At 52.0% G+C, this 358-nt stretch carries 1 pseudogene; it reads right to left on the bottom strand.

Annotated elements, in window-relative coordinates:
- Window positions 1–104 precede the first annotated feature (104 nt).
- Window positions 105–227 (bottom strand): annotated as a pseudogene (locus ACRPFF_RS11525) (YceD family protein); the annotation flags it as partial.
- Between the last annotated feature and the right edge of the window lie 131 nt (window positions 228–358).

The raw sequence follows: 358 nt of genomic DNA, 5'->3' as shown, positions 1-358 counted from the left end.
GTCGAGTCTCGTGGGCTCGGAGATGTGTATAAGAGACAGATAGTGGATTAACAAAAATCAGGACAAGGCGACGAAGCCGCAGACAGTACAAATAGTACGGAACCGTCGGAAAACAGGACGATACGGCTGCTTTCATCGAGCATGAACGGCATGGGTTTGATACATCTCTGGCAAATCAGGGGCATATCGGCTTTGACGTTCAGGTCGAGGAACAGGCGTTGCAGTTGGGATGGCAATTTCGAGGCAGCCGATGCCGTCTGAAAGGCGATTGTCTGGCGGGACAGACGCGTTCTGTTTGTCTGTTTGGAAACGGTTGGGACTGTCTCTTATACACATCTCCGAGCCCACGAGACTCGAC

Origin of the sequence: Neisseria sp. SLRRB23 (assembly GCF_050896295.1) — a bacterium.
Lineage (GTDB): Bacteria > Pseudomonadota > Gammaproteobacteria > Burkholderiales > Neisseriaceae > Neisseria.
Note: the sequence above shows the minus strand (reverse complement) of the source record. Positions and strands in the feature narration are given on the sequence as shown.